Genomic DNA, 20,505 nt, shown 5'->3' on the forward strand with positions numbered 1-20,505 from the left:
ACGGTCCCTCTCCCCTTCCACGCCGGGCTGCGTCTTCTCCTTGGAAGCCTGCCCGGTGGCGGCCGCCTCGCCACCCGGTGGGCTCGCTCTACCCGGGCCGGGTTCTCGGCCGGCACGATCAGGTGCTGCGTCGACCGCGCGATCGGGTACCAGGTCATGACCGCGAAAAAGGCAGCCCCGGCCATGAGCCATCCCGGGAGAGGCGACCGGTGTATCGCTCAGACGCACGCGACGATGAGGAACTCGCCCGCCAGCAAGGCCGCAGATCGCGCGGAAGCTCGGAGTGAGCGTCCGGACCGCGCGCGCCGACATCGCGCCGTCCTCGACCGCCTGGGCGCACCCACCCGGTTCGTCGCCGGCCTGCGGCTCCGCGAGCGGCTGGGCAGGGCCGTCCCACAGACGTCCGAGCTCGCACGATGGGCGTTCGTGGCGACCCGATCGGGCACAAGCGGACCTCTACTGGTCGCGGTCAGGCAGCGCGTTGGACGCCCGCGGGATGGGCACCACCAACTGCACGGAGAATCCGCCACCCTGGCGCGGTCCGGCCGTGAGCGTACCGCCGAACATCCGTGAGCGTACCGCCGAACATCTCTGCACGCTCACGCATGCCGAGCAGACCGTAGCCGACGGCCGGCGGCGCCGCGTCGGAGCCGGGCGCGTCGGCGGCCAGCCCGCGCCCCTGGTCGTCCACGCGCAGCTCCACCTGGTCCTCGCCCCAGCGCACAAGGATGGTGACGGCGGGCCGCGGGCCGGCGTGCTTGCGCACGTTGGTGAGCGACTCCTGGCACACCCGGTACAGGGTGAGCCCGACGCCGGGAGGAAGACGCCGCTCGACACCCACCCGAGCGAAGGAAACCCGAAGGCCGTCGTCGCGGGCCTGGTCCACCAGATCGCCCAGGTCAGCCGTGTCGGGCTGAGGCCGCAAGGGCGCAGCTCCGCCCGACGGCGCCAAAGCCTCTTGCCGGACGCTTTCCCGCCCGGCAGCCGCCCCCACAGTGCCGCTGGTGCCCGCGCCCGAGGCCAGTCCGGCCGTCGCCATGGTGCGGCGTGGAACGCCCGGCTGCGCCACAAGGCCTGGCGGAATTGCGCTGCCGGGCTGGTCGTCCCGCAGCACGCCGAGCAGCCGGCGCATGTCGGCAAGGGCAGCGCGGCCCGTCTCGGCGATCGTTCCGAGGGACCGCGCAGTGGCGGCGGGATCGACCGGCGCGACGTACCGCCCGCCGTCGGCCTGGGCTATGACCACCGACAGGGAGTGGGCGACGATGTCGTGCATCTCGCGCGCGATGCGGGAACGCTCGGCGGCCGTGGCGATCTGGGCCTGCTGGTCGCGCTCGATCTTGAGGCGCTCGGTGCGGTCTCGCATGGCCTCGAACATCGTCCGACGCGAGCGCCGCACGAGCCCGAAGGCGAAGGACGAGGCGAGGATCGCCCACGTAGGGATGATCGTGATCAGGCTGTGCAGGGACGGGGAAAACGAGAGCCCGAGAGCCACCGAGCCGGACACGGCCATGCCGCAGGCCGCCAGATAGGCCCGCCGAGAGCCGTACACCGTGACGCAGTACAGCGACATGATGACGCCCAGATCGGCGATGAGGTAGGGGATGTCGAACACCCAGAGCTGCACCATGCAGGCGACGAAGACCGCCGTAGCGGATGCGAAGGGGCGTGTGCGGCTCCAGGACAGCGGCGCAAGCACGAGGATGGAGGCAATGACGATCCACCGCGCGTCGTACTGGTCGGCGAAGACGATCAGTGACCCGGCGACCGCAACCAGGGCTGCCAGCAGGGTTGTGCCGAGGTCCATCGCGAATCGATGCCCGTCAGACCAGAGCGCCCACCGCTCGTACCACCCCATGCAGGTCAGGGTACGTGAAACAGCTGCGCGGCCGCGTCATACCGTGGTCGCACATCCGTCCCTCGCCCGGGTCGACCGTGTTCATTACCCCTGGAATGAATCGATTCAGCCCGTCCATGACACACAAGGGAGTGTGGAATGTCGACAGCACCGTGGTTCCATCACATCGTCGCTCGCTTCACGGGACGACGTTCGTCTCGACCTCGGCTGTCCGTCCGGCGGCGCCTGCGGGCTCCGGCGATCGCTGTGGTCGTGCTGGCCCTGATCGCTCCCCCGGCCGCGACCGCCGCCCCACCGTCCCTTCTTGGGAACAGGCCGAGCGCAGTCCAGATCGTCGACCTGAGCGTGGACGGGCGCACCGACGCACCGCTCGGGATCGGCACCTCGCGACCGGGCCTGGGCTGGAAGATGACCGCGGACAACCGACGCGGCGACCCCTGCTCCGGCGTGGCGGCCCACGGCGTCTGCGCGCTCGACCGGCAGATTGCCTACGAGGTCGAGGCCGCGACGTCCCGGCGAGCTCTCGAATCGGGAAAACTGATCTGGACCTCCGGCCGGGTCGAGTCGGACGCCCAGGCCAACGTCCCGTTCGGCGTCGAGCTCGCCTCGCGCGACACGGTCGTCTGGCGGGTTCGCGTCTGGGACGCGCTGAACCAGCGCACCGCGTGGAGCCAGCCGGAATCGTTCAGCGTGGGCTTGCTCGACCAGGACGACTGGGGCGAGGCACGCTGGATCGAGCAGGCGGGGCGCGCCGAGTCCGACCCTCTGCCGATCTTCGCCCGCCAGTTCGAGGTACCCGCCCGCAAGCGGGTCGCAGCAGCGACGCTGTACCTCTCCGGGGTCGGCCTGCACCACGCGACGGCCAACGGCCGGCAGATCACCAACGAGGTGCTCGCGCCGGGCAACTCGAACTACCAGCTCTCCAGCGAGTACCGCACCTACGACGTCACCCGGCACCTCGCACGCGGCGAGAACGCCGTCGGCGTCGCGCTCGGCAACGGACCCGCCTACGTCCGCCGCAGCGTCACCAACCCCGCCGTCGGCCGCACCTCTCCGTACTCCTGGTGGCAGAGCCAGCTCAAGGGATCCGGCACCCTCGCCGCCGACGTTGCGGCGGGAGCGACCGGCGTCCTGGTCAGCTCGGTGACCGGCTACCACGTGGGCGGCACTATCAACATCGACACCGGAGACGGTGGGGAGCGGCTCGAGTCCCGGCGCATCACCACGATCGGCACCGCCGGCCCGGACGGCACGGGCATCTCGTTCGAGCCGGCGCTCACGACCGGCCACGGGGCTGGCGCGGCCGTGACCGGCTCCGGCAACAACCTCGCGGCCAGCGACCCGAGCGCGGGTGCGGCGGTGACGCCGCGGTTCATCGGGCGGATCGAGGTGCGGTACACCGACGGGACGGCGACGACGATCGTCACCGACCGCTCGTGGCGGGCGGCCTCCGGACCGCTGGTCACCGATGCCTGGTACTCGGGGTCGGACTACGACGCCCGCCGCGAGCCGGTGGGCTGGGACCGGCCCGGCGCGGACCTCACGCCGTCCGCCACCCGGCGCGACGGGAGCCCGGCGAACTGGACCGCCGCGGGGATCGCCCCGCCACCCAACCTCACCACCCGGCTCGTGGCCCGTGACGCCGAGCCGATCGTGGAACGCGAGCGCTTCACCCCGGTCAGCGTGACCAGCCCGCGCGACGGTGTGTGGGTGTTCGACCTCGGGCAGAACATCGTCGGCTGGCCGGAGCTCAGGCTGCCGAATCTGCCCGCGGGCACCGTCATCAAGGTCAAGCCGGCCGAGTCCCTCAACGCCGACGGGACCGTCAACCAGTCCTCCCTCGGCCCGGGCGGCCGGGGCGCAGACCTGTTCAACACCTACACCACCGCCGGGCTCCGCGGCGGCGAGGTGAACCACCCGAGGTTCAACTACTTCGGCATGCAGTGGGTGCAGATCGAGGGACTGCCCACGGGCTTCACACCAGCACCGGAGATCGTGACCGGCGTCCGGCTGCAGGCCGACGCACCCGACGTGAACACGTTCCGCTCCTCCAGCGAGCGGCTCAACCGCATCAACGAGATGGTGCACTACTCGTTCGCGGGAAACTTCATGTCGGTGTTCACCGACTGCCCCGGCCGGGAGAAGCTCTCCTACCCGGCGGACTACACCATGCCGATGGGCGGCATCCACCGCACCTTCGAGCTGGACGCCTACCTGCGCACCACTGCCCGGCACCTGGTGGAGGGCCAGTCGGTCGCAGACACGCCGATGTTCGGGAACGTCGCCCTCAAGACGCCCGTGTACGACTGGGGCTACACCGGCCAGTTCGGCGACGAGATCAACTGGGGCAACGGCATCGTGCTCGTGCCGGCGTTCCTCTACGAGTACTACGGCGACACCGAGACCATGACGCGCTACTACGACCGGATGGTCGACTTCGTCGACTACATCCAGCGGGAGAAGGCCGGCACCGGCGGAGGCGAGCACATCGTCAACGCGGCCCTGGCCGACTGGGTCGCCGCCGAGCAGACCTCCGGCCGCATCACCGGCACGTGGGGCTACTACGTCATGGTCACCAAGATGGCGATGATGGCGGACCTGACGGGCCACGACGAGGACGCCGCGAGGTACACGCAGCTCGCCGCCGACATCAAGACCGCGTACAACGAGACCTTCCTCAACACCACGCTCGGCCACTACACGGCCGACGGCGACGCCGGCACGACCGGCGCGACCCAGGCCGCCCAGGCGCTCGCCCTCGACGCAGGGCTGGTGCCGGAGCAGTACCGGGAGTCGGTGACGGCGCGGCTGGTCGCGGCGGTCGAGGAATTCCACCCGAACGGTGACGGCCCGCACTTCAGCGCCGGCACCATCGGCCTCGCCGCCACCGTGCGCCAGCTCACCGCGACCGGCAACGACGAGCTGCTGTGGGACGTCGTCCAGCAGGACACCGAGCCCAGCTACGGTCACTTCATGGCTTCGACGGTCGAGAACCCCGGCGGCTTCACCACCATCGGTGAACGGTGGACCCGTGGCAGCTCGAAGAACCACATGATCCTCGCCCAGATCGTCGAGTGGTTCCAGACCGGCCTCGTCGGCATCCGCGCCGCCGAGGGCACTACCGGCTACGGCGAGCTCGTCTTCCAGCCCAAGCCCGTCGGCGACCTCACCCACGTCAGGGGCAGCTTCGAGACGCCGCGCGGGACAGCCGCCAGTGCGTGGAAGAGGTCGGACGGGCGGTTCGAGCTCACCGTCGAGGTGCCGGCGAACACGACCGCCGAGGTCTGGGTCCCGACGGGCGGGGAGCGGGCACTCCGGACGCCGCCCCGTGCGACCTTCGAGCGCGTCGACGGCGAGTACGCGGTCTACTCGGTCGGCTCGGGGCACTTCACGTTCGTGGCGTCCGAGACGACGGGGCACCAGACACCGGGCGCGGCGGAGTAGCAGGAAAGCTGTGTGCCGGTCGCCCCGAGACGGGGCGACCGGCACACAGCGAGTTTGCGCCCGCGTCACGCCTCGGGAATGGGCATCCCGTAGTTCTCCAGTGTGATGGAGTCGGGGTCCGGGCCGCCGCGCACGCCCGTGTCGAGCCCGTCGATGGCGGCGAGCTGCTCCGGGGAGAGCTCGAAGTCGAAGACCCCGAAGTTCTCGGCAATCCGTACTGCCTTGACCGACTTCGGGATCGCGGACCGCCCTTCCTGCAGGTGCCAGCGCAGCATTACCTGTGCCGGCGACTTCCCGTGCTCGCGGGCGATCTCGACCAGCGTCGGGTCGTCGAACGTGCTCTTCTCCCCGCCGCCGTAGCTCGTGATGCCGCCGATGGGCGACCACGCCTGGGTCAGGATGCCGTGCTGGGCGTGCAGAGCCTGCAGTTCCTTCTGTTGGAAGTAAGGGTGCAGCTCGACCTGGTTGACGGCCGGCACTACCGACGTCTCGTCCAGCAGGCGCGTCAGCACCTCGGGCATGAAGTTGCTGACGCCGATCGCGCGGACCCTGCCGTCCGACAGGAGCGTCTCGAGCGCGCGGTACGCGTCGAGGGTGAGGTCGAACCGGCTCGTCAGCGGCTGGTGCAGCAGGAGCAGGTCGATCTGCTCGACGCCGAGCTTGCCGGCGCTCTTGTCGAACGCGTGCAGGGCGGCGTCGTAGCCGTAGTCGCTGATCCAGAGCTTGGTCTCGACGAACACCTCTTCGCGGGCGACACCGGACCGGCGGATCCCTTCGCCGACCTCGCGCTCGTTCCCGTAAGCCGCGGCGGTGTCGACGTGGCGATAGCCGATTCGGAGCGCCTCCTCGACGGCGGACGTGGTGGCGTCGGGCGGCGTCTGGAAGACGCCGAGGCCGATCGGTGGGAGCTCGACGGCGTTGTTGAGGGTCAGGGTGGCATCAGACATTGCGGTTCTCCAGCTTTCTTGTTGGCAGGGTCGTCAGAGGGCCTGGTCCGCGGGGCGGAGCATGATCTCGTTGATGGCCAGGTGGCGCGGGCGCCCGAGCGTGAAGGTGATGACCTCCGCGACGTCTTCGGCGGTGACCGTGGCCACGTCGTAGGCCTGCTGCACTCCCGTGCGAGTGGCCTCGTGGGTGATGTGCGTGGGCAGCTCGGTGGCGACAATGCCGGGCTCGATGAGGGTGACCCGCACCGCCGGTAGCAGCTCCTGGCGGAGCGACTCGGACCACCCGTTGACGCCCCACTTGGAGGCGGAGTAGACGCCGCTGCCGGGGCCGGAGACGCGCCCGGCCACGGAGGAGATGTTGACGATGTCGCCACCCCCGTCCTTGATCTGGTCGAGGAAGACCTCCGTGGTTGTGATCGCCCCGAGGAGGTTGACCTCGATCATGGCTCGGTAGTCCTCGCGCTGTCCTGACGAGAACGGGCCAAGCAGCATGATTCCGGCGTTGTTGACCAGGACGTCGGCTGTGCCGAGCTCCTGCTCCACCCGAGCGGCGGCCGCGACGAGCGCGTCGCGGTCGGTCACGTCCGCCTCGATCGCGACGGCGCCGTCGCCGAGCTCGGCGGCGAGCGCTTCGATCCGGTCCACGCGTCGCGCGAGGAGCGCGACGCGGTAGCCCGCTGCGTGGAGGGAGCGGGCGGTCGCCGCGCCGATGCCGGAGGAGGCGCCAGTGATGACGGCGACGCGGCTGCGGTTCTGGGAGTCACTCATGGTGGTGTGGTCTTTCGTGATGGTGGTGTTCGTTCCGGTGCCACCAGCACAGCACCGCGCGAGCGGCCGCGGGAGTGACGGCTTATCCGTGTACTGGCCGTCACTCCTTCCGCTTCGGCCCGGGTCGTACCGTGGATGGCATGGACAGCAAGACCGAGATACGGGAGTTTCTGCGCACCCGACGGGAACGGATCACCCCGGAGCAGGCCGGGATCATCGGCGGCATCCGCCGCCGGGTGCCCGGGCTGCGGCGCGAGGAGGTCGCGATGCTCGCGGGCATGAGCGTCGACTACTACGCGAAGATGGAACGCGGGAGTCTCGCCGGGGTCTCCGCCGAGGTGCTCGACGCGCTCGCACGGGCGCTCCATCTGGACGACGCCGAGACGGCACACCTCAACGACCTCGCCCGCGCGTCCGCACCGGCATCGGCGGCCCGGCGCCGCAGGCGCCCGACGGCGCGGACGACGGTCCGCCCCTCGCTCCAGCGGTTCCTCGACGCGGTCACCGAGGCGCCGGCGTGGATCGCCGACCAGCGCGGGGACATCCTGGCCACCAACCAGCTCGGCCGGGCGCTGCTCGCGCCGATGCTGGACGACCCCTCGGTGGGGCGCAACATGCCCCGGTACATGTTCCTCAGCCCGGGCTCCCGCAACTTCTACCCGGACTGGGAACAGGGTGCGGACAACACGGTCTCGTCGCTCCGTTCGGCGGCCGGGCGCAATCCCCACGACAAGGGCCTCACGGACACCATCGGCGAGCTCGTGACGCGCAGCGACGCGTTCCGGTACCGCTGGTCCGCGCACGACGTCCGCTACCACGACACCGGAACCAAGCGGATCCACCACCCGGACGTCGGTGACCTGGAGTTCGTCTACGAGGGAACGGTCCTGCCGAGCGACCCCGGCTGGACGCTGTTCGTCTTCACGACCGCGGCCGGCTCGCCGACCGAGGAGCGCATGAAGCTCCTCGGGAGCCTTGCCGCGAGCCGGGCCGAGTCGTCCCGCAGCCTCGTCACGGAAGAGTGAAGCCGGCTCGCGCGTTGCTCACATCGTGAGGCGTTCCTGATGGATCCGCCGCGCAGGGACACCCATCTGGCGCAGGAGACGCTGGGTCGCCAGCACGGCCGGGTTGGGACCCACGACGAAGAACGCCCCCGTCCTGAGGACTGGCGTCGGGAGCAGACCGTCGAGGTACTGGCGGCGAAACCGTCCGACCTTGATCGTCACCTGCATGCGGCGCCCGGATGCGAGCTGGTACTGCGCGAGGACGTCCCGGTAGTACGCGTCTTCCGGACGGCGCACAGCCCACAGCACGTGGATCCTTCGCCTGGTGTGGTGGCCGGCCATGAGGCTGAGCAGCGGCGCGACGCCGGCGCCCATCCCGATGAGCACGAGGGGCGCATCCTCGTCGTGCTTCCGGACGATCGATTCGAAACGACCGAACGGTCCCTCCAGCCGCACCCGGGGGCCCTCCCGGACGCCACCGACGCGCCGCGTGAAGTCTCCACGCTGACGAACAGTGAAGCTCAGGGTGTCCCGGTCGTCGTCCGTGACCGAGAACGGGTGCCACTCCCGACTCACTGCTGCCGAGTCCTCGAACTGGAGGAAGAAGAAGTCCCCGGGCCGGACGTTCACCGCCGTCGCGTCGAGTCCCACCAATATGCGGCGGGTCGATCGCCCGCGCGCCTCGTTGCTCACGACCGTTCCGGCCAGGTAGCCGTCGGGTGCGATCCACTTCTTCCAGAAGTAGATGCCCAGCACCGTCACCGTGTACAGGTCGAGGAGCATGATGAAGCCGAAGTACTTCTCCGTGTGACTTCTGGGGTGATGGCCGTCCGACCAGGTCAAGCCCGTTCTGACTGGTCAGAGCCTCGGGCGGATTCCCGTGGCTCCCGTATCCAGACGTCGCTGGACGTCTCTCAGCGAGAGCGAGGCCTTCGCACCCAAGGAGTTCCTGGAGTTAGACGCACTGCGCGGCCCGAGCGACGCGCGACAACCGACCGCCCGTGTCGGTGCTACTTGCCGCTGTAGACCGGGAAGACACTGTGCTCCCCGTAGTCCTGAGCGCGTAGGTCGCGCAGCGCCGCCATGTCTTCCTCGGAGATCGAGAAGTCGATCTCCGCGTTGCTGCGCATGTGCTCGGGGTTGGCGGTCTTGGGCAGGGACACGGTGCCCAGTTGCACGGTGTAGCGGATGCACAGCTGCGGAACAGTCACGCCGTACCGGTCGGCGATCGCCTGGACGTCGGGGTTCCGGAGGATCTCACCGTGCGCGATGGGCGAGTACGCCTCGACCAGAATGTCGTTGCTCCCGCAGTAGGCGATCAGCTCGGCGGGAGTATTCCCTGCGTGGACGAGCAGCTGATTGACATGGGGCTTCACCGTGGCCGAACCGAGGATGTTCTCAAGGTCGGCCTCCTCGAAGTTCGACACGCCGATCGAGCGCACCTTGCCCGATTCGTATGCCTCCTCCAGGGCGCGCCACGCCGCACGGTTGCCCTCGGCGTAGTCCCCGCCGCGGAAGTCGTCCCAGGGCTGCGGGCTGTGGATCAGCATCAGGTCGATGTAGTCGAGACCCAGCGTGGCGAGCGAGCCGTCGATCGCCGCGACCGCTCCGTCGTAGTCCTTGATCTCGGCCGCGAGCTTCGTGGACACGAACAGATCCTCACGCGGGACGCCGCTCATCCGGACCCCTTCGCCCACTCCGCGCTCGTTGCCGTAGGCCTGCGCGGTGTCGATGTTGCGGTACCCGATCGATATCGCGGCCCGCACTGCTTCGGCGGACTTGTCGTCGTCGATGAACCACGTGCCGAGGCCGAGCTTCGGGATGCGGACGTCGTTCGACAGCGTGTATGTCTCGTTCAAGGCCATCAGATCTGCGCTCCTTTGATATGCGCGCTCGCCAGGTAGCACGCGCGAGACGAATGTCAGTCGAGGTTCGCGGCGTAGGTCCGGAACGGGCCACGTTCACTGTGGATCTCCCACAGCCTGTCCGCGAGCGCGTCGGGCTCGTGCGAGGGCTCTCCCCCGCCGATGCCGCGCGGGATGATGAGCTGGCCCACATGGATGCCGGAGCCGGCCAGCTCGTCGTGGAGCAGTTGCGCGTAGGCGCTCTCTCCGGCGAAGGCCACGGAGGTGCCGGTCACTGCGCCGCGCGGGCGCACAGCACTGGCTCCGTTGACGAACAGGAAGGTACCGCGGCCCAGTTCACGCATGCCGGGTAGCACGTGCTGGACGACAGCCACGGGTCCGAGCACGGAGAACTCGAGCGGGCCCGCCAAGTCTTCCGGGGTGGTCTCGAGCAGTGACTTCATAAACTCGCGCGCCGGAACGGGGCTGTACTGCACCGCCTCGATCGGTCCGAGCTGTTCTGCCGCTGCTGTGAGCGCTGTCGTGAGAGCTGCCCGGTCGCGGACGTCGGCGGCGAAACCTGCAGCCTCGATGCCCTCGCGTCGGAGCTCTGTGGCCAGGGTGTCGACCTTCTCCTGGGTGCGGGCCACGAGCGCGACGTGGAAGCCTTCGCGCCCGAAGCGTCGCGCGACGGCGGCGCCGAGGCCGGGTCCAGCACCGATGACGGCGAAGGTGTGTGACATGGAGTTCTCCTGAGTTCGGCGGTGGGTAGGGCAGAGGGCGACAGTTGGTCAGCCGGGGTACTCGCCGGTCAGGAGGTCGCCCCAGGTGGTCTCGGGCTCGTCCGAACCGGGGCTGGGTGCCTCCCACATCGCGAGGTGGCACATGAAGTTGCCAGCTGTCGCGCCGTGCCAGTGCCACTCCCCCGCGGGCGTGTAGACCGTGTCGCCCGGGTGCAGCTCGATCAGCTCCTCGCCACGGCTCTGCACGTATCCGAGGCCTTCGGTCACGTGCAGCGTCTGCCCGACGGCGTGCTTGTGCCAGGCGGTGTGCGCACCGGGCGTGAACCGCACGAGGTTGAGCCGCGACCGGGACGGCTCCTGACCCGCGTAGTACGCATTGAAGTACACGTCGCCCGTGAACCACTCGGCGGGGCCCTTGGCGGTCGGTGTCTTCGGCTGGATCCGGGTGCTCATCGGGCCTCCTCGGTCGCGTCCTGGGCCTGGAAGACCTCGCGGGCGACCCCGATCGACGACATCGCCTTGGGCCAGCCCGCGTAGAACGCCAGATGCACGATCGTCTCGACGATCTCGTCTCGCGTCAGCCCGTTGCCCAGCCCGATCGCGATGTGGGACCGCAGCTGCTCGAACGCTCCCGTCGCGACCAGCGTCGAGATGGTCGCCAGGCTCCGGTCCCGCTTGTTCAGCCCGACGCGCTCCCACACGTCGCCGAAGAGCACGTCGTCGGTCAGCTGCGCCAGCTTGGGTGAGAGGTCACCGACCAGTCTGAACGCGGCCGAGTCCGACGGTGTAGATGCTGGGTCTGTCATGTGCTGCTCCTTGCTTCCTCAATTCGTTCCGACGTTGCCGAACGCTCTTGATGTCTGGCAGGTGGAGCGTGGCCCGAGGCTACGGAGACATCAAGACCGAGCAGGTCGGCTCTCTTCAACGTACGTCGGTCCGGATGCGCGTGGGAGGTTCTGTCGTGCCCCCTGTGGGCAGCATGCTGCCTACGCCGTGCTCCCACGAACCTCGGCGCCCTATCGCCGAGCCGCTCGTGTCAAGGACAGATTCGAGCGTCGTCTTCCGATTCAGACAGTCACACGCTTGCCCCGCACCATGTCGACGCCTTCTGCAATCCATGCAGAACCGCCGCGTCGCTCAACGCTGAGTTGACGTCGAGAAGGGCGTGCGTGACGTGCTGAGCGTGCGGTCTCGATCACCTCATGGGACGGGCGATGGGACCCGCTGGCGTCGTGTGCCCGAGTGGCCGCGCTCGAACGACGCGGGCCCGTTGCCTTTCGGCGTGCTCGTGTCCGCGTTCACGGCGCCGGCATCCATCGGACCGGCTGGCCCAGGAGCGCGCCCAGGTACCAGCGGTCGCCGTCGGGGTAGACACTGGTGGCGGCGGGAGTCAGGCCGGTGAGGTAGTGGACCGCGGTGCCGTCGTCGCGCGCGAGGAGGACGGCACCGCTGAGCGGGTCCTCCTCGTTGACGAAGAGGTCGGTGGGGAGCCGGATCAGGACCTGGCGCGAGACCGCGTAGGGCAGCACGAGGTTGTCCAGGGCGGGGTTGCGCTCGTAGATCGCCAGCAGCATGCGCCCGTCCGCGTCACGGTCGATGTTGTCGGGGGTACCCGGCAGGTCCTCGTAGACGGTCCCGGTGGCGCCGGTGGCGAGGTCGTACTCGAACACCCGGTAGCGGTTGGACTCGGCGACCCACAGCGCCGAGCCGTCGTCGGTCAGCGCGACCCCGTTGGGGAAGTGGACACCGTCGAGCAGGACCTCGCTGCGCCCGGTGACGAGATCGTACGACAGCAGGCGTCCGGAGGCCCGCCCGTCGATCGCGTCCGGGAGGAGGTACGACGAGGACTCCGCGCCGAGGGTCGTGGTGTTGTAGCGGAAGCTGGAGTCGCTGAAGTAGACGACGCCGGTCTCGCTGATGTCGAGGTCGTTCGCGAAGAGGATTCGGTCCCCGGCGACCTCGTCGACCAGCGTCTCGACATCACCGTCAGGGCTGACGGCCTGCAGGCCGAGGCCGTGGTTGGCCACGACGAGCCGCCCGTCGGGGGCGAAGGCCAGCCCGAGCGGACGCCCGCCGGGCTCGGCGAACCTGACCGGCCCGCCGCCCGTGGCCGTGTACCGCCAGATGACGCCGCCGCGGTCGCCGGTGTACAGGTTCCCGTCGGCGTCCGTCACGATGTCCTCCGGGCCGTGGATCGGCTCGGTCGTGAAGTCCTCCACCCGAACGGACGTCGTGATGTCCTCGGGAAGTTCGACACTCGGCCCCGGCCGCCACGGTTCGGGGTCGAACCCGTCCACCGGCGCGGGGACTGCCAGGAGGAACACCGCCAGTCCGACGACCGGCACGGCGACGACCACGGCGACCGCGATCACCCACCCACGGCGGCGCCGTGCGGTCGTGTTCATCGCGTGCGCTCGAGACGCTGGCGACGCAAGGTCATGACCGCGACCGCCGGGAGAACCACGAGGCAGGCCATGTCGAACCAGAGGCCGACATTGCCCGACGACGCGGTGAAGACCTCCGGCCGCGTGACGGTGAGCAGCACCCCGACACCCTTGGTGAAGGTCGCGGCGAGGACGATCGGTACGCGGACCCGGCTGTCGAAGCCCGCCCAGACGATCGCCGCCCCGAGCGCGAGCTGAAGCGCACCTCGGTGCTGCAGCAGCGTGGTCACCACCAGGTCGGGTGACGTCACGCCGTACCCGGCGAGCTGCCCGGGCGAGATCAGCGCGAGCGCGGGAGTCATCGTCAGCACCTCGATCGCTCCCAGGGTGATCCGGAGCGGCCACGGTGACCGGGGTGGTATCGCATCAGGTGTCGAACCAGGGGACGAGAGACGGGCGGGGACGGCCATGAGCTCCTCCTTCGAGAACCGAGGCCTCATGTGTAGCACAGATACATGTAGTAGCACTACATGTATCTGTGCTTCTCTCGAAGGTAGGGTGGGCCCATGCGGATGGCTGAGTTGAGCGAGCGAAGCGGCGTCCCCGCCCCCACGATCCGGTACTACCTGCGTGAGGGCCTCCTTGCCCCGGGGCACTTCACGAGCCCCAACCAGGCGGCGTACGACGACTCGCACGTCCGCCGGCTCCGCCTGGTGCGAGCGTTGCTCGAGGTCGGCGGGCTCTCGGTGGAAGCCGCGAAGGGCGTGATCTCGGCCATGGCGGCCAAGTCCGGCAACGAGTTCGGCGTCCTCGGCCAGGTGCAGTACGGCCTGTCCGTCGGTCGGGGCCCCGCCGGCGCGGACCTGCCGCCGGACGCGGTGGAGCGGGTGAACGACCTCATCGCGCGGCAGGGCTGGCAGGTACGGGACCACAACCCCGCGCGGGCTGCCCTCGCCTCCGCCCTCGTGACCCTGCAGGAGATCGGCCGCGACGAGCTCCTCGCGGCCCTCGACTCCTACGCGGCCGCCGCCGACACCCTGGCGCGGCGGGAGACCGACGAGCTCCTCGCCCTCGACGGCGAAGAGGCCCGCGCCGAGGCCGTCATCGCGGCGACCGTGCTCGGTGACGCGGTCCTCTCCGCCCTGCGACGCCTGGCACAGGAGTCCGCCGTCGCCGAGCGCCTGACACCCGACAGGTCCGCGGACTAGTGTCTTCGTCCATGGACATGCTGACCGGTGCACAGATCGCCGCGGCCGACCTGACCGACTGGCGCAAGCTAGCCCAGGGACTGCATGCCCGCTACGTGGTTGACGACTTCGGCGCCGGCGCACGGTTCGTCGTCGCGGTCGGCGAGGCGGGCGACACGCTCGGCCACCACCCGCGCGTGTCGATCGGCAAGGGGTACGTCGATCTCAAGCTGGTCAGCGATGACGCCGTCTACCGCGACGCGGAGGGCACCGAACATGTCGTCGAATGGGTGACCCATCAGGACATCGACCTCGCGCGACGGATCACCGAGATCGCCGCCGACCACGAGATCGACGCCCAGCCCGCTTCGGTCAGTCACATCGAGCTCGGGCTCGACACGACGCACTCCGCGACCATCGCCCCGGTGTGGGCCGCCCTCCTGACCGGGAGCGCCGAGTCCCAGGGCCGCGGGTCCCCCAGCGACGAGATCCGGGATGCGACAGGACGGGTTCCGAACCTGTGGTTCGGGGACGCCCAGGAGCACGAGACCCCGCTTCAGCGGTTCCACGTCGAGGTCTATGTCGCGCCCGAGGTCGCCGAGCAACGGATTGCCGCCGCGCTCGCCGCGGGCGGGACGGTCGCCGATGACAGCAACTCGCCCATGCTCACCGTGATCGCCGACCAGGACGGTAACAAGGGAGTCCTGTGCGTCGACGTGTCTGCTGCGAAGAAGGATTGAGATCTGGGTTTCCGACTGATCCTCCGACCAGCAAGAAGGTGGATCACCGACGATCCGAGCACTAACTCGTGGCGCGCAGCGGTGCTTCGACCCCGCAGGCCGCCAACACCCCTTCCGGCTGACGGGCGCCCTGGATCTCGACGCCCTCGATGTCTCGGTTCAGTTCCTCGACTTCGGAGCGGCCGAGCTCGACCTCTTCGGTGCCGAGGTTCTCCAGCAGGTGCGAGAGCCGGGTTGTGCTGGGGATGGGTACGATCCAGGGCCGCTTGGCCAGGTGCCAGGCCAGTGCGATCTGCGTCGGGGTCGCGCCCTTGCGGACCGCCCAGTCGCTCAGGACCTGCACCAGCTGCATGTTGTGCGGCATCGCGTCAGGTGAGTGCCGCGGGATGGCGACGCGGTAGTCCCCCCTGGCGAACCGGGTGGACGGGTTGATGGTCCCGGTGCTGAACCCGGCGCTGACCGGGCTCCACGGGACGAAGCCGATCCCGAGCTCCTCGCACAGCGGCAGCACCTCGGCCTCCGGCCCGAGCCACGTCGGGGAGTACTCGTTCTGGATCGCGGTCAGCGGATGCTCCGCGTGCGCTCGCCGCACGGTCTGCAGGCCTGGCTCCGACAGTCCCCAGTACCGCACCTTCCCCGCGTCGACAAGCTCCTTGACCGCGCCCGCGACATCCTCGATCGGCACCTGAGGATCCACGCGGTGCTGATAGAGCAGGTCGATGTAGTCGGTGCGCAGCCTCCCGAGCATCCCGTCGACCGCGCGACGAATGTGCTCCGGTCGGCTGTTCAGGCCCTCCAGCCGCTCGCCGGTGTCCGGATCGATGTTCCACCCGAACTTGGTGGCGATCACCACGTGCCTGCGGACTCGCTGCAATGCCTCGCCCACGATCCGCTCGGACTCGAACGGCCCGTACGCCTCGGCGGTGTCGAAGAAGGTCACGCCGCGGTCGTACGCGGTGCGGATCAGCGCCACCATGTTCTCGCGACTGCTCACGGGGCCGTACAAGTTCCCCGGCATGGTCTGGCAGCCGAGCCCCAGGGACGAGACCTCCAGCCTCCCGAGCCTCCGCCGTCCGGTAAGGGTGGTCGCCTTCCGCACCGCGTCGCGACCGCCGTGTCCACGGCCCCCACCGCGTCCGCCCTCCTGCGCCGCCGCGGCGCCGGCGCCCGCGCCGAGCAGCGCAGGTGCCACAGCCGCTCCGGCCGCAGCGGCGAGGAAGCCGCGCCGCCCCAGACGCTGCGGATCGTTTGCCGGCGATTCGTGCTGAACCATGGCTCGTCCCTTCGACTTCGGTGGCTAGTCGTCCGGCATCGACACTAGGCACCCCGGCGGACGGGGTGGGAGTCACTGGCGTTATCCCCCAAGGGGGTGAATAACAGTGCCTCCCTCGACGGCGGCACAGGCTCTAGCGTCGACGACGTGGATCTCCACGAGGACGTCAAGCAGTACCTCACGGGCCTGCGCGCGCGCCTCACGCCGGAGCAGGCGGGCGTGCCTGTGTTCGGCGGCGAGCGTCGCGTCCCGGGCCTGCGCCGCGAGGAGGTCGCCCAGCTCGCTGGGGTCAGCACCGCTTACTACACCCGGATAGAACGCGGGGACCTTCGCGGGGTCTCGGGCAGCGTGCTGCATGCTCTCGCGCGTGCCCTTGCCATGAACGACGCAGAGACGCAGCACCTGTTCGATCTGGCCCGCGCCTTCGATGGGGGTCCCCCGCGAAGACCGCGCCCGCGGCCTCTGTTGCCCGCACGGATCAGCCATCTTCTCGCGACCATGGGCGACGTGCCGGCGATCGTCCTCGGCCGACTGGGCGACCCATTGGGGTCCAACGCGCTCGGCCGCGCCCTCTTCCCCCACCTGTTCCCCGATGGCGAGGCGCCGCTCAACCACACCCGGTATCTGTTTCTCGACGGCCGCGCCCAAGACTTCTACGCCGACTGGGAACGCAGTGGCCACCATGTGGTGTCCACCCTGCGGCTCGTCGCAGGCCGCGACCCCGGCGACCGGGCCCTCACGGCGCTGGTGGGCGAGCTCGCCACCCGCAGCCCGGAGTTCCGCACCTGGTGGGCAGGTCATACGGTGCGCGTCCACTCCGCGGGCACCAAGGCCCTCCACCACCCCGTCGTCGGCGACGTCACCGTCGAGTACGAGTCGATGGCGCTCGGGTCGGTCGCAGACGCGCGGCTCGTCACCTACCTCGCCGAGCCCGGCACCCCGTCCGCCGACGCGCTCGACCTGCTGCGCACCTGGGTCACTACCACGGCCGACGTGTCGCCCACATCCGGTTGAGCGGCCGCCGTCAGGACCCGCTGCGCAGCCAGCCCCCGACGCGGGGGCAGGCTGCTCGATCCCGGTCCCTCAGCCCTTGAGGCCGCCGGCCAGCAGGTCCGCCCGCCAGAACCGCTGAAGCAGCAGCACCATCAGGATCAGCGGAATCACGGAGACGGCCGAACCCGTGATCACGAGCGGGTAGAGGTCGGAGTCACCGGCGCCCCGCGAGAGGAACGTGTAAAGGCCCAGTGTGATCGGGTACAGGCGCTGGTCCGAGAGCATGATGAACGGCAGCAGGAAGTTGTTCCAGATGCCGACGAACTGCAGCAGGAACACCGTCACCAGACCCTGGGCCATCATCGGCAGCACGATCATGGTGAAGATGCGTGCCTCCCCCGCGCCGTCGAGCCGTGCCGCCTCGAGCGTGTCGGTGGGCACCGCCGCCTGCGCGAACACCCGGCACAGGAAGATGCCGAACGGGTTGATGATCGACGGCAACAAGACCGACCACAGCGTCCCCGCCAGGCCGAGCTGCGCGAGCAGGAGGTACTGCGGGATCGCGAGGACGATCCCGGGCACGAGGACACCGGCGAGGATCGCGGCGAACAGGGTCTCGCTGCCGCGGAAGCGGAACTTCGCGAGCGCGTACCCCGCCATCGCCGACACGATCGTCGAGGCGACCGCGCCGACACCCGCGTACAGGAGGCTGTTGGCGCCCCACTGCCAGAACACCCCGCCGCCGTAGGTGGCCAGGTCGGCGAGGTTGTCGGCCAGGCCCGACCCGGGCACGAACGAGAAGCTGGTGAACAGCTCGCGGGGCGACTTCGACGCGGCGATCACCACCCAGGCCACGGGGACCAGGCAGTAGACGGCGCCCGCGAGCAGCACGATCGTGGCGACCGGCGAGAACCCGGGCCGACGTCGGGCCGTGGTGGTCGCCGTCGCAGGGCGGCGGGGCGCGGTGAGGGTACTCATCAGGCGTCTCCGAACGCTCGGCGCTGGAAGAAGCGCAGGATGACCAGGGAGAGGACGAGCGTGCCGACCGCGAGGAGCACCGACGCGGCGGCCGCACCGCCCAGGTTGTCGTTGCCGAACGCCTCCTGGTAGATCGCCATCAGCGGCACCCAGGTCGACGAGATGGTGCTGGCCAGCGGGCGCAGCGTGGCCGGCTCGCTGTACAGCTGCACCGTCCCGATGACCGAGAACAGCCCCGTCAGGACGAGCGCCGGCGTGACGAGCGGGATCTTGATCCGCCACGCGATGTGCCACTCGTTGGCGCCGTCGATCCGCGCGGCCTCGTAGATCTCCTGCGGGATCGCCCGCAACGAGGTGTAGATGATGATCATGTTGAAGCCGACACCCGACCACAGCGCGATGTTCGCGAGCGCGAAGTACAGCGTCGGGTGGCCGAAGAAGTCCAGGCTGCTGCCGCCCAGCTCGCGGACGACGTAGCTGATCGGGCTCGTGCTGGGCAGGTAGAGGAAGCCCCACAGCAGGCTCGCGATCACGCCGGGCACCGCGTACGGGAGGAAGATCGCCGTCCGCGCGAAGCTCGTGAGCCGTGCCCGCGGGGTGTCGAGCAGGTGCGCGAACAGCAGGGCCAGCCCGAGCACCGTGGGGATCGCGATGGCGCCGTAGATCAGCGACCGGCCGAAGCCGGCGAGCAGCTCGGGGTTGGTGACCGCCGCGACGTAGTTGTCGAGGCCGACGAAACCCTCGGTCCGCCGTCCGAACGCGCCGGCCCCCTCGATGCGGAGCCCGCGGAAGCTCAGGTAGAGCGCGTAGCCGATCGGGATGAGCAGGAAGCAGACGAACAGCACGATCGCCGGGGTCGCGAACAGCCACGGTGTCAGCTCGCGGTTCCGGCTGCCGCGCGGGCGGAGGCGCGCGGCCCCACGCCCGCGGGCGAGTTCGACGGCCGTCATGGCTGCTCGACCGTGTATCCGGACTTCTCCAGGTCGGCCACCACCGTGTCCTGGGTAGCGGTGTAGACGTCCCGGAATGACGTGCCGTCCAGCGCGGCCTTGTTAAGCGCGTCACCGAAGGCGTTGGTGGCGACGTTGACGTTGGGGCCCCACACGACCGGGATGGTCGTGTCGTCGATGACCTGGTCGGCGATCTCGTAGAAGTCGTTCTGCTGCGGCATCAGGCGCGGCGGCTCGTTCGTGAGCGTCGCCTCGCGGCCGGCGTTGCCGCCCGGGTACAGGTCGAGCGTGAGCAGCAGCTCGGAGCCCTCGTCGGACGCGCCGAGCCACGCCGCGAACTTCGCGGCCTCCGCCGCGTTCTCGGACTTCTCGGGCACCAGGTAGGTGGACCCGCCGAGGAACGGCACCGACGCATCGCCCTCGGTCCACTGCGGCAGTGGGATCGAGGCCCACTTGCCCGCGGTGTCGGGCGCCACCGATTGGATGACGCTCGGGGCCCAGGCGGCTGCGGCCCAGCTGAGGATCTTGCCGTCGTTGACCTTGGCGTTCCACTCCGGCGTGAGCAGCGGCTCGACCGACAGGAGGTCCCGTTCGACGAGGTCCTGCCAGTAGTCGGCGGTCTCGAGGGAGGCATCGTCGCCGATGCCTACCGACCACGTGTCACCGTCGGTGTCCCACCACTTCCCGCCCGCCTGTGCGGCCTGCGCCGCGAAGAACTCGAACTGCGTCGCCGAGAAGCTGGCCAGGTACACCGAAGGGTCCTCGGCGTGGATCTTCTCGGCCGCCTCGGCGTACTTCTCCCAGGTCGTCGGCGGCTCGACGCCGTACTCCTCGAACAGGTCGGTGCGGTAGGTGAGCATCATGGGGCCGATGTCTTGCGGGACGCCGTAGACGCTCTCGCCCAGCGTGCTGAGCGCCCAGATGTTGTCGGCGACGGCGGCGCGGTTCGGCTCGACGTCCTCGGTGATGTCGCGGACGACGCCCGCCGTCACCAGGGATGGCAGCGCGCGGTACTCGACCTGCACGACGTCGGGCACCTCGTCGGCGCGGTCGGCCGCGAGAAGCTTTGACGAGGTCTCGGGCGTGCCGCCCACCTCGGACAGCTTGATCGTGACGCCAGAGTTCTCGGCCTCGTACTGCTCGACGATCGCCTGCGCCGCGGGGTCCGCCTCCTTCAGCGACCAGGTCCAGAACTCCAGGGTGACCGGGCCGTCGGATGCCGGTTCGTCGGAGGCTCCGCCAGAGCATCCCGCCAGGGCAAGGCTTGCCGCGACCACTGCCGCACCGGCGCCGAGGGTGCGCCGGGCGCGCCTGGGTTCACTGCTGTGTGTGCTCATGGCACATCTCCTTCGATGTGGGACAGACCGGACCCGGTAAGTCGTTCCAGGGCTCCTC

General features: G+C 69.6%; 19 protein-coding genes. 5 read left to right on the forward strand and 14 right to left on the reverse strand.

The features are described from left to right. Window positions 1-469: 469 nt before the first annotated feature. Window positions 470-1,855 (reverse strand): sensor histidine kinase, encoded by a 1,386-nt coding sequence (locus tag ACNYC2_RS17205; protein ID WP_419702959.1) that lies wholly within the window; start codon window positions 1,853-1,855, stop codon window positions 470-472. Between the two features lie 138 nt (window positions 1,856-1,993). Between ACNYC2_RS17205 and ACNYC2_RS17210 the strand changes: the two genes are divergently transcribed. Beyond that, on the forward strand, window positions 1,994-5,299 hold the full coding sequence (locus ACNYC2_RS17210) for a family 78 glycoside hydrolase catalytic domain (protein WP_419702960.1): 3,306 nt from the start codon (window positions 1,994-1,996) through the stop codon (window positions 5,297-5,299). A gap of 65 nt (window positions 5,300-5,364) precedes the next feature. Here ACNYC2_RS17210 and ACNYC2_RS17215 read toward each other — a convergent pair whose 3' ends face one another. Both ACNYC2_RS17215 and ACNYC2_RS17220 read right to left on the reverse strand, forming a co-directional pair. Then, window positions 5,365-6,246: an aldo/keto reductase gene (locus ACNYC2_RS17215; RefSeq protein ID WP_419702961.1), complete on the reverse strand. Its 882-nt coding sequence runs from the start codon at window positions 6,244-6,246 to the stop codon at window positions 5,365-5,367. 33 nt (window positions 6,247-6,279) lie between these two features. Further along, window positions 6,280-7,014 (reverse strand): SDR family oxidoreductase, encoded by a 735-nt coding sequence (locus tag ACNYC2_RS17220; RefSeq protein WP_419702962.1) that lies wholly within the window; start codon window positions 7,012-7,014, stop codon window positions 6,280-6,282. A gap of 140 nt (window positions 7,015-7,154) precedes the next feature. Between ACNYC2_RS17220 and ACNYC2_RS17225 the strand changes: the two genes are divergently transcribed. Further along, a complete protein-coding gene (locus tag ACNYC2_RS17225) occupies window positions 7,155-8,039 on the forward strand; it encodes a helix-turn-helix transcriptional regulator (RefSeq protein ID WP_419702963.1) in 885 nt (294 codons plus the stop codon). An 18-nt stretch (window positions 8,040-8,057) separates the two neighbouring features. On the opposite strand, the gene ACNYC2_RS17230 is transcribed toward ACNYC2_RS17225, so the two are convergent. The 7 genes from ACNYC2_RS17230 to ACNYC2_RS17260 all read right to left on the reverse strand — a co-directional run bounded on the left by ACNYC2_RS17230 (window position 8,058) and on the right by ACNYC2_RS17260 (window position 13,459). Beyond that, entirely contained in the window at window positions 8,058-8,801 is a 744-nt protein-coding gene (locus tag ACNYC2_RS17230; protein WP_419702964.1) for an FAD-binding oxidoreductase, read from the reverse strand. Window positions 8,802-9,028: 227 nt separating this feature from the next. Beyond that, the gene (locus tag ACNYC2_RS17235; protein WP_419702965.1) at window positions 9,029-9,883 is read right to left on the reverse strand and encodes an aldo/keto reductase; all 855 of its coding nucleotides are present in this window, start codon (window positions 9,881-9,883) and stop codon (window positions 9,029-9,031) included. 56 nt (window positions 9,884-9,939) lie between these two features. Beyond that, a complete protein-coding gene (locus tag ACNYC2_RS17240; protein ID WP_419702966.1) occupies window positions 9,940-10,605 on the reverse strand; it encodes an SDR family NAD(P)-dependent oxidoreductase in 666 nt (221 codons plus the stop codon). Window positions 10,606-10,653: 48 nt separating this feature from the next. After that, complete coding sequence (locus tag ACNYC2_RS17245; protein WP_419702967.1) at window positions 10,654-11,058, reverse strand: cupin domain-containing protein; 405 nt, start codon at window positions 11,056-11,058, stop codon at window positions 10,654-10,656. Further along, window positions 11,055-11,411: a carboxymuconolactone decarboxylase family protein gene (locus tag ACNYC2_RS17250; RefSeq protein ID WP_419702968.1), complete on the reverse strand. Its 357-nt coding sequence runs from the start codon at window positions 11,409-11,411 to the stop codon at window positions 11,055-11,057. Before ACNYC2_RS17250 ends, ACNYC2_RS17245 begins: the two co-directional genes overlap by 4 nt. A 492-nt stretch (window positions 11,412-11,903) precedes the next feature. Further along, complete coding sequence (locus ACNYC2_RS17255; RefSeq protein ID WP_419702969.1) at window positions 11,904-13,010, reverse strand: SMP-30/gluconolactonase/LRE family protein; 1,107 nt, start codon at window positions 13,008-13,010, stop codon at window positions 11,904-11,906. Beyond that, on the reverse strand, window positions 13,007-13,459 hold the full coding sequence (locus tag ACNYC2_RS17260; RefSeq protein WP_419702970.1) for a hypothetical protein: 453 nt from the start codon (window positions 13,457-13,459) through the stop codon (window positions 13,007-13,009). Before ACNYC2_RS17260 ends, ACNYC2_RS17255 begins: the two co-directional genes overlap by 4 nt. Before the next feature lie 102 nt (window positions 13,460-13,561). Between ACNYC2_RS17260 and ACNYC2_RS17265 the strand changes: the two genes are divergently transcribed. After that, complete coding sequence (locus ACNYC2_RS17265; protein WP_419707850.1) at window positions 13,562-14,197, forward strand: MerR family transcriptional regulator; 636 nt, start codon at window positions 13,562-13,564, stop codon at window positions 14,195-14,197. A gap of 11 nt (window positions 14,198-14,208) precedes the next feature. After that, complete coding sequence (locus ACNYC2_RS17270) at window positions 14,209-14,916, forward strand: VOC family protein (protein ID WP_419702971.1); 708 nt, start codon at window positions 14,209-14,211, stop codon at window positions 14,914-14,916. Window positions 14,917-14,977: 61 nt separating this feature from the next. Here ACNYC2_RS17270 and ACNYC2_RS17275 read toward each other — a convergent pair whose 3' ends face one another. Beyond that, window positions 14,978-16,189 (reverse strand): aldo/keto reductase, encoded by a 1,212-nt coding sequence (locus tag ACNYC2_RS17275; protein ID WP_419702972.1) that lies wholly within the window; start codon window positions 16,187-16,189, stop codon window positions 14,978-14,980. 147 nt (window positions 16,190-16,336) lie between these two features. Between ACNYC2_RS17275 and ACNYC2_RS17280 the strand changes: the two genes are divergently transcribed. Next, on the forward strand, window positions 16,337-17,203 hold the full coding sequence (locus ACNYC2_RS17280) for a helix-turn-helix domain-containing protein (protein WP_419702973.1): 867 nt from the start codon (window positions 16,337-16,339) through the stop codon (window positions 17,201-17,203). 69 nt (window positions 17,204-17,272) lie between these two features. On the opposite strand, the gene ACNYC2_RS17285 is transcribed toward ACNYC2_RS17280, so the two are convergent. Genes ACNYC2_RS17285 through ACNYC2_RS17295 form a run of 3 tightly spaced genes read right to left on the reverse strand, consistent with a single transcriptional unit; the run spans window position 17,273 to window position 20,447 of the window. Next, complete coding sequence (locus tag ACNYC2_RS17285; protein WP_419702974.1) at window positions 17,273-18,160, reverse strand: carbohydrate ABC transporter permease; 888 nt, start codon at window positions 18,158-18,160, stop codon at window positions 17,273-17,275. Then, the gene (locus ACNYC2_RS17290) at window positions 18,160-19,110 is read right to left on the reverse strand and encodes a carbohydrate ABC transporter permease (RefSeq protein WP_419702975.1); all 951 of its coding nucleotides are present in this window, start codon (window positions 19,108-19,110) and stop codon (window positions 18,160-18,162) included. Before ACNYC2_RS17290 ends, ACNYC2_RS17285 begins: the two co-directional genes overlap by 1 nt. Next, window positions 19,107-20,447 carry an ABC transporter substrate-binding protein gene (locus ACNYC2_RS17295; protein ID WP_419702976.1) on the reverse strand — a complete coding sequence of 447 codons (1,341 nt, stop codon included), beginning with the start codon at window positions 20,445-20,447 and terminating at the stop codon, window positions 19,107-19,109. Before ACNYC2_RS17295 ends, ACNYC2_RS17290 begins: the two co-directional genes overlap by 4 nt. Window positions 20,448-20,505 lie beyond the last annotated feature (58 nt).

Origin of the sequence: Promicromonospora sp. NFX87 (genome assembly GCF_048564965.1) — a bacterium.
Taxonomy (GTDB): domain Bacteria; phylum Actinomycetota; class Actinomycetes; order Actinomycetales; family Cellulomonadaceae; genus Promicromonospora.